The following is an 8163-nucleotide window of genomic DNA, read 5'->3' on the forward strand; positions in this document are numbered from 1 at the left end:
TGCCAGGCAGGCGCAGGCAAGACAGGGCGCTTGGAAAAGGAGAGAAAGATGGACTTGTCGAAGTTCACCGAGCGTGCACGCGGATTCGTGCAGGCAGCGCAGACAATTGCGCTGCGCGAGGGGCACCAGCGCTTGGCGCCCGAACACCTTCTCAAGGCATTGATGGATGACGATCAGGGGCTGGCAAGCAACCTGATCACCCGCGCCGGTGGCGCGCCGTCCCGCGTGGTCGAGGCGCTGGATGTGGCGATGTCGAAACTGCCCAAGGTCAGTGGCGACGGGGCCCAGGTCTATCTTGACGGCCAGACCGCCAAGGTGCTGGACGAGGCCGAGCAGATCGCCAAGAAGGCGGGCGACAGCTTTGTTCCGGTCGAGCGCGTCCTGATGGCGCTCTGCATGGTCAAATCCAAGGCCAAGGAGGCGCTGGATGCCGGTGCCGTCACCGCGCAAAAGCTCAACGAGGCGATCAACGACATCCGCAAGGGCCGCACCGCCGACACGGCGAGCGCGGAAGAGGGCTATGACGCGCTCAAGAAATACGCCCGCGACCTGACCGAGGCCGCCGCCGAGGGCAAGATCGACCCGATCATCGGGCGCGACGAGGAAATCCGCCGCTCGATGCAGGTGCTCAGCCGCCGGACAAAGAACAACCCCGTCCTGATCGGTGAGCCGGGCGTTGGCAAGACCGCCATCGCCGAGGGCCTGGCGCTGCGCATCGTCAACGGTGATGTGCCCGAGAGCCTGCGTGAAAAGAAGCTCTTGGCGCTCGACATGGGCGCGCTGATTGCCGGTGCGAAGTATCGCGGCGAGTTCGAGGAGCGGCTCAAGGCCGTGTTGAACGAAGTAACCGCTGCTGCGGGCGAAATCATCCTCTTCATCGACGAGATGCACACTCTGGTGGGTGCCGGTAAATCCGACGGCGCGATGGACGCGGCCAACCTTATCAAACCGGCGCTGGCGCGCGGTGAATTGCACTGCATCGGTGCCACCACGCTGGATGAATACCGCAAATATGTGGAAAAAGACGCGGCCCTGGCCCGCCGGTTCCAGCCGGTGATGGTCGAGGAACCGACCGTCGAGGACACGATCAGCATCCTGCGCGGCATCAAGGAGAAATACGAGCTGCACCACGGCGTGCGCATCTCCGACTCGGCGCTGGTTTCGGCGGCAACGCTCAGCCACCGTTACATCACCGACCGGTTCCTGCCTGACAAGGCGATCGACCTGATGGACGAGGCGGCCAGCCGCCTGCGGATGGAGGTCGACAGCAAGCCCGAGGAGCTTGACCAGCTCGACCGCCAGATCCTGCAATTGCAGATCGAGGAAGAGGCGCTGAAGCGCGAGGACGATGCCGCATCGAAAGACCGGCTTGCCACGCTGCAAAAGGACCTTGCCGATTTGCAGGAGCGCAGTGCCGAGATGACCGCCCAATGGCAGGCGGCACGGGACAAGCTGGCTTCGGGACGCGACCTCAAGGAACAGCTCGACCGGGCCCGCGCCGAACTGGAAATCGCCAAGCGCGAAGGCAACCTGGCCCGTGCCGGCGAGCTTAGCTATGGCATCATCCCGGGGCTCGAAAAGCAGCTGACCGAGGCGGAAACCCGCGAGGACACCGGCCTGATGGCCGAGGAAACCGTGCGCCCCGAACAGATCGCGGCAGTGGTCGAACGCTGGACCGGCATCCCGACGTCGAAGATGCTCGAAGGCGAGCGGGAGAAGCTTCTGCGCATGGAAGACGAGCTGCACAAGCGCGTCATCGGCCAGAACGCGGCCGTCACCGCCGTGGCCAACGCGGTGCGCCGGGCCCGCGCTGGGCTCAACGACGAGAACCGCCCTCTGGGCTCGTTCCTGTTCCTCGGGCCCACCGGTGTGGGCAAGACCGAACTGACCAAGGCCGTGGCCGAATACCTCTTTGACGACGACGCCGCGATGGTGCGCATCGACATGTCCGAGTTCATGGAGAAACACTCGGTCGCCCGCCTGATCGGCGCGCCTCCGGGCTATGTCGGCTATGACGAGGGCGGCGTGCTGACCGAGGCGGTCCGCCGCAGGCCCTATCAGGTGGTGCTGTTCGACGAGGTGGAAAAGGCCCACCCGGACGTGTTCAACGTGCTCTTGCAGGTGCTCGACGACGGCATGCTGACCGACGGTCAGGGCCACCATGTCGACTTCAAGCAGACGCTGATCGTGCTGACCTCGAACCTCGGTAGTCAGGCGCTCAGCCAGCTGCCCGAAGGTTCCGACGCCAGCGCCGCCCGGCGTGACGTGATGGATGCGGTGCGGGCGCATTTCCGGCCCGAGTTCCTGAACCGGCTCGACGAGACGATCATCTTCGACCGGCTCAAGCGCGCCGATATGGACGGGATCGTGTCGATCCAGCTGGGCCGCCTGACCAAGCGTCTGGCCAATCGCAAGATCGGGCTGGAGTTGGACGACGCGGCGCGGACCTGGCTGGCGGATGCGGGTTATGACCCGGTCTATGGCGCCCGCCCGCTCAAGCGCGTAATCCAGCGCGACCTGCAAAATCCGCTGGCCGAGAAGCTGCTGGCCGGCGAGATCAAGGACGGCGAGACCATCGCCATCACCGCCGGGGACGAGGGGCTGATCATTGGCGACCGGGTGGTCAGCTCGAACCGCCCGCGGCCGGATGACGCCGTGGTCCACTGATCCGCGACACTGCAACAGAAAGGCCCGCCAGTTCTGGCGGGCCTTTTCTTATCCGGCATTGTCGGTTGAGCATCCCTGCCAACGAAAGGAGCCGCCCGGACAACCGGGCGTTTGCCCCTCCCGCTCATGTCGCCTAAGCTTGCGCCACGGAGGTCCCCATGTGCTTTTCCGCCACCGCAAGCTTTGTCGCCGGCACCGTCCTGATCGCGGGCGGGGCGGTCTCGTTGCGCAGGGCGCGCGACCTGCGGTCGCGGTTCCTCGGCTTTGGGGCATTTCCCCTGCTCTTCGGCATCCAGCAGATGTCCGAGGGCGTCCTGTGGCTGTCGCTTGACAGCCCGGACGTGGCACAGCCCGGCGGCGCGGCGCTGGTGTTTCTGTTCTTCGCCTATTGGTTCTGGCCCTTCTGGGTGCCACTCTCTGCGGCCCTGGTCGAGCCTGACCGCACCCGCCAACGCCTGTTTGCGGGACTGTCCGCCTTTGGCTTCTGCCTTGGTGCGGCGCTGTACCTGCCGGTGCTGGTCGATCCGGACACGCTCGACATCTATCTGGTGCGGCATTCAATCCAGTACGAGAACCCGGTCATGTTCCCGGGCGAGGCCGCCAAGACAGTCGTACGGCTCGTTTACGCCCTGGTGATCTGCCTGCCGTTGCTGGGATCCTCCCATCGGCAGGTGCGCATCTTTGGCGCGCTGATCGTGGCCTCGGTCGCGGCGGGCTTTGTCTTTGCCGCTTATGCCTTCACCTCGATCTGGTGTTTCCTGGCCGCGCTGATCTCGGGTTACATCGTCTACATGATGTTCGCCCTGGCGCGCGACGAACGCGCGGGCGACCCGGCGCGGCGCACCCTGTCCTGAGCCTTATCCGCTGGCGGTCCGCTCGTCACAGGTCTTCTTGGCCTGGCTGACCGTCAGCGTGTTGCCGATGATCCCGACGTCATTGGTCAGGGCAGGGGCGCGTCCTTGAGGCGGCGGCGCAAAGCCAAAGGTCACCGCCCGCTCACCCGGCCGGGCAAGGCTGGGCGACGGCCCCTGCCAGACATAGATCCGCTGGCTGCCGGGCATGCCCAGCCGGGTCAGCGCATGGTCGCCCACCCCGCACCAATAGATCGCGTTTTCGGAGAACGCGGCCACCACCTCGATCAACCCGCCCGCCACCGGATAGGCGGCCGAACGGGATTCGTTTCCAGCCATCACCGCGGTCGCGGTCAAAACGGTTGCCAGACTTGCAACGCGATACAGGCCAACTCTCGGCATCAAGGCACTCCATTCCTCTGAAAGGAATACGCCCGGATGCCCGGGGCGGATCGAAATTGGCCGTTCTTTCTTGGTACAAAACGGTAAATCCCGCCCCGGGACGGCGTACAAAACGGTCAATTCCGCCCGGATCTACTGGTCGACGGCCTCGCGCACGATTCCGTCCAACAGCCCTTGAACCTCCTGCATCGGCCCCTCGGGATAGCCTCGGAACCCGACCATAACCTCTTCTGATCCGGCCTTCTGAGCGACGAAGATCCCATAAGGGCAGAACACAATGTTCATCGGGTCCGCCTCCATCACCCGGCGCGACACGGTGGCCGAGCAGAACGTGTAAACTTCTGCCTTGTCGAACAGAACCACGTCCGATCCTACGTCGGCCCGGGTCCGTTCCAGCATGTCGCCGACGTGGCTGACATGGTCTATGACCAACCCGCGACCGACGATGGCGCTTTCCACGGCAAAGGCCACATCGGAAAAACTCTCGTTAGTTGAATAGGTTACCATCTCCTGCGCGGATACGGCCGTCGCGGTCGCCGCAAGTGTCAGTGCCAGCATTAACTGTTTCATAGCGCTTCTCCCTTTGTGATGTGACGCGGCTTGCACGATGCGCCAATCGGTTACAGTCTTGAACCACAGATCACATCCGTCCTTGAGACATATCAATATATCGGAGTTCCGGCATGGGTTTCGCGTATAATTCCATCGAGGTCATGGCGATCATCTTCATCGGCGTCCTTGGCCTGGCCGCGCTGCTGCTGGTGATCTTTTTTGTCATAGACAGGTTCCAGACCCAGGATGCGATCCGTCGAAACTATCCGGTAATTGGAAGATTTCGCAATATTTTCACAGAGTTAGGAGAGTTCTTCCGGCAGTATTTCTTTGCCATGGACCGCGAGGAGATGCCGTTCAACCGGGCGCAGCGCAACTGGGTCTACAACGCCAGCGAGGCCAAGGGGAACACGGTGGCCTTCGGCTCCACGCGCAACCTGAACATCCCCGGCACCCCGATTTTCATGAACGCACCCTTTCCGCCGCTCGACGACCAATATGCCACGACCGCGCCGATGCTGATCGGCCCGACTTGCCGCCAACCCTATCTGGCGCCGTCCTTTTTCAACATTTCCGGCATGTCCTATGGCGCGATTTCCAAGCCCGCGGTCCGGGCCCTGTCGCGCGGCGCAAAGGTGGCCGGGGTCTGGCTGAACACCGGAGAAGGGGGTTTGTCTCCCTACCACCTCGAAGGCGGCTGCGACATCGTTTTCCAGATCGGCACGGCCAAGTTCGGAGTGCGGGACGCCGACGGCAACCTCAGCGACGAGAAACTGCGCGAAGTGGCGGCGCTGCCGCAGGTCAAGATGTTCGAAATCAAGCTGAGCCAGGGCGCCAAGCCGGGCAAGGGAGGCATCCTGCCCGCCGCCAAGATCGACGAGGAAGTTTCGAAAATCCGTGGTGTTCCAATGGGTAAGGACGCGATCTCGCCCAACCGCCACCGCGAGGTCGACGATTTCGACGGGTTGCTCGACCTGATCAATCACGTGCGCGAGGTCACCGGCAAGCCGGTTGGGATCAAGACCTGCATGGGTTCGGCCGACCCCTGGTTCGAGTTCTTTCGCAAAATCCGCGAACGCGGCGACGACAGCGCGCCGGACTTCATCGCGGTCGATGGCGGCGAGGGCGGGACCGGCGCGGCCCCGATGCCCCTGATCGACCTGGTGGGCCTGCCGCTGCGCGAGGCGCTGATCCGCATGGTCGACCTGCGCGACCTCGCTGGCCTGCACGATCGTATCCGCATCATCGCCGCCGGCAAGCTGGTCGCGCCAGGGGACGTCGCCTGGGCGATTTGCCTGGGCGCTGATTTCATCGCTTCGGCGCGTGGGTTCATGTTCTCTTTGGGATGCATCCAGGCGCTCAAGTGCAACAAGAACACCTGTCCGACCGGAATCACCACCCATATCCCCTCGTTGCAGAAGGGGCTTGTGGTGCCGGAAAAGGAAAAACGCGTGGCCGCCTATGCGCGTTCGGTGATTGGCGAGGTCGAGACCATCGCCCATTCGGTCGGCGTGGCCGAGCCCCGGCAGATGCGCCGGCGGCATGTCCGGATCGTCTGCGACGATGGAACCTCGGTGCAGATGAATGACCTCTACCCTTCGGTATTGCTCGGCGCCGAGGGCACCGCTCGGGCGCGCGGCAACAAGCAGTTCGAGGAGGGGTTGAAGCGTCTCGGCGTTGTTTGACGCGTCAATTGTTTCAGGCTGGCAACGCAGCTGTGAAGCGAGTTGCGTTGGCGGTTCGGTCCGTCGGCTCTAAACTCTTTGAATGTGGAAGTAACGGAGTGCCCGATGGCTCATCGCTGGAACAATGACCTTAGCCGTGCTGATATCACGCCCGAGGCCGCTTTCTTGAACCGCCGCCATGTGCTGGCTGGTCTGGCCGCAAGCGGCCTGAGCGCGGTTGCCGGACGGGCAAGGGCAGAAACGCTGGAGCCGAACAGTTGGGAAGAGATCACCGGTTACAACAACTTCTACGAGTTTGGTACCGGCAAGGGCGATCCGGCGGAATACGCCCATCTGCTGACCACCAAACCCTGGTCGGTCAAGATCGACGGCATGGTCGACCGGCCCGGCGACTATGATTTTCAGGATATCCTATCCGAAATGACGGTCGAGGAGCGAATCTATCGGTTTCGCTGTGTCGAAGCCTGGTCGATGGTGATCCCTTGGAACGGGTTCGAGCTGGCCGATCTGCTGGCCATGGCCGGGGTGAAGGAGGGGGCGAAATACGTCGCCTTTGAAACGCTCTACCGGCCCGAGGAAATGCCCGGCACCCGCTATCCGGTGTTGGAGTGGCCCTATCGCGAGGGTCTTCGCCTCGACGAGGCGATGCACCCGCTGACCCTGATGGCGACCGGCATCTACGGCAAGCCGCTGCCCAATCAGAATGGCGCGCCGCTGCGGCTGGTGGTGCCATGGAAATACGGGTTCAAGTCGATCAAGTCGATCGTGCGGATCACCCTGACCGACAAGGAGCCCCCGACCAGTTGGAACATGGCGATCCCCAGCGAATACGGGTTCTACAGCAACGTGAACCCCGAGGTCAGCCACCCGCGGTGGAGCCAGGCCAGCGAACGCAAGATCGGTGGCGGGTTCTTTGTCAAACGGGTGCCGACATTGATGTTCAACGGGTACGAAAAAGAGGTCGCCGGGCTTTACGAAGGTATGGATCTGGCGAAATACTTCTGAACCGTGGATCGTGTGAATGGATATCTGCGCCGGGTGCCGGTTTGGCTGGTCTATACGGTCGGAGTATTGCCCGTTCCGATTTGGCTGTGGCTTGGCATAAACGGGCAACTGGGCATCGATCCCGTGAAAGAGATCGAGCATCGCCTTGGCGAACTGGCCTTGCAGATCTTGCTAGTTTGCCTGGCGATCACACCCCTGCGCCGGTATGCCCGCCTCAATCTGATGAAGTTCCGCCGCGCAATCGGAGTGTTGGCTTTTTACTATGTCACCTGCCACCTGCTTGTCTGGCTGGTGCTGGATGTTCAGATTCCCGCCCAGATCTGGGCGGATATTCTGAAACGTCCCTATGTAACCATAGGCATGGCCGCGTTCGCGCTGTTGCTGCCACTGGCGGTGACGTCGAACAACTGGTCGGTGCGGCGGCTCGGCAATGCGTGGCGCCGGTTGCACCGGTTGGTTTATCCCGCCGTTCTGTTGGGGGCGATCCACTATTTGATGCTGGTCAAGGGATTTCAGTTCGAGCCACTGATCTATCTTGGTATGATCCTACTGCTGCTTGGGCTGAGGTTGCCGGACTTACGGCGCCGAACAGCTTTGTGATCTCAGTCCTCTAGGCGCAATTTTCCGTCGGTCGAAAGCCGTTGGGTGATTCCGTGGGCGTGTAACGTTTTTGGACGGTGCCGGGTCATTGGGTCGCCCTGTTATGGTGTTTGTTGGCTGCTAGGGCACAAGATGTGGGCTTGTGAGGTATCGTTCGAAAGATATCGGCGAGTGGGTTCAGGGTGCGAGAGGTTTCTGGTGGGGCGTCTTATCGATCCAGAGATTTCGTAAGTGTATGAAAATAAGAGATTTCGTGGACCCATCGAAGTTTTTTGAATTTTTTGCAAAAAGGCTCTTGCGGCTGTTGGAGAGAGACCGTAGATAGCCCCTCACCGGCGGCGCTGAGGTGCTGCTGACGGGTCGGAGAGACGGCTGGACGCGCTGGAGAGACGGCGGCATTC

7 protein-coding genes are annotated in these 8163 nt (G+C 62.3%); 5 read left to right on the forward strand and 2 right to left on the reverse strand.

The genetic code is table 11. The features are described from left to right. The first annotated feature begins 48 nt into the window (after window positions 1–48). Together clpB and G0P99_RS14880 are read left to right on the forward strand one after the other, a co-directional pair. A complete protein-coding gene (gene clpB, locus G0P99_RS14875) occupies window positions 49–2667 on the forward strand; it encodes an ATP-dependent chaperone ClpB (protein ID WP_164131137.1) in 2619 nt (872 codons plus the stop codon). 158 nt (window positions 2668–2825) lie between these two features. Further along, complete coding sequence (locus G0P99_RS14880) at window positions 2826–3521, forward strand: DUF6629 family protein (RefSeq protein WP_164131139.1); 696 nt, start codon at window positions 2826–2828, stop codon at window positions 3519–3521. Window positions 3522–3524: 3 nt separating this feature from the next. On the opposite strand, the gene G0P99_RS14885 is transcribed toward G0P99_RS14880, so the two are convergent. Continuing rightward, a complete protein-coding gene (locus G0P99_RS14885; RefSeq protein WP_164131141.1) occupies window positions 3525–3920 on the reverse strand; it encodes a hypothetical protein in 396 nt (131 codons plus the stop codon). 132 nt (window positions 3921–4052) lie between these two features. Continuing rightward, window positions 4053–4490 carry a DUF302 domain-containing protein gene (locus tag G0P99_RS14890; protein ID WP_164131143.1) on the reverse strand — a complete coding sequence of 146 codons (438 nt, stop codon included), beginning with the start codon at window positions 4488–4490 and terminating at the stop codon, window positions 4053–4055. Between the two features lie 113 nt (window positions 4491–4603). Here G0P99_RS14890 and G0P99_RS14895 point away from each other — a divergent pair, with 113 nt between their 5' ends. The 3 genes from G0P99_RS14895 to msrQ all read left to right on the forward strand — a co-directional run bounded on the left by G0P99_RS14895 (window position 4604) and on the right by msrQ (window position 7762). Next, window positions 4604–6157 (forward strand): FMN-binding glutamate synthase family protein, encoded by a 1554-nt coding sequence (locus G0P99_RS14895; RefSeq protein ID WP_164131145.1) that lies wholly within the window; start codon window positions 4604–4606, stop codon window positions 6155–6157. A 105-nt stretch (window positions 6158–6262) separates the two neighbouring features. Next, window positions 6263–7162, forward strand: a complete 900-nt coding sequence (msrP, locus tag G0P99_RS14900) for a protein-methionine-sulfoxide reductase catalytic subunit MsrP (RefSeq protein WP_164131147.1) — start codon at window positions 6263–6265, stop codon at window positions 7160–7162. 3 nt (window positions 7163–7165) lie between these two features. Continuing rightward, complete coding sequence (gene msrQ / locus G0P99_RS14905; protein WP_164131148.1) at window positions 7166–7762, forward strand: protein-methionine-sulfoxide reductase heme-binding subunit MsrQ; 597 nt, start codon at window positions 7166–7168, stop codon at window positions 7760–7762. Window positions 7763–8163: the final 401 nt, after the last annotated feature.

Source organism: Ruegeria sp. PrR005, assembly GCF_010500245.1.
GTDB classification, from domain to species: Bacteria; Pseudomonadota; Alphaproteobacteria; order Rhodobacterales; family Rhodobacteraceae; genus Ruegeria_B; species Ruegeria_B marisflavi.

What these genes read in the sequence shown, in the direction of transcription:
- clpB (WP_164131137.1), top strand. Translation starts at nt 49, where the DNA reads ATGGACTTGTCGAAGTTCACCGAGCGTGCACGCGGATTCGTGCAGGCA.
- G0P99_RS14880 (WP_164131139.1), top strand. Translation starts at nt 2,826, where the DNA reads ATGTGCTTTTCCGCCACCGCAAGCTTTGTCGCCGGCACCGTCCTGATC.
- G0P99_RS14885 (WP_164131141.1), bottom strand. Translation starts at nt 3,920, where the DNA reads ATGCCGAGAGTTGGCCTGTATCGCGTTGCAAGTCTGGCAACCGTTTTG.
- G0P99_RS14890 (WP_164131143.1), bottom strand. Translation starts at nt 4,490, where the DNA reads ATGAAACAGTTAATGCTGGCACTGACACTTGCGGCGACCGCGACGGCC.
- G0P99_RS14895 (WP_164131145.1), top strand. Translation starts at nt 4,604, where the DNA reads ATGGGTTTCGCGTATAATTCCATCGAGGTCATGGCGATCATCTTCATC.
- msrP (WP_164131147.1), top strand. Translation starts at nt 6,263, where the DNA reads ATGGCTCATCGCTGGAACAATGACCTTAGCCGTGCTGATATCACGCCC.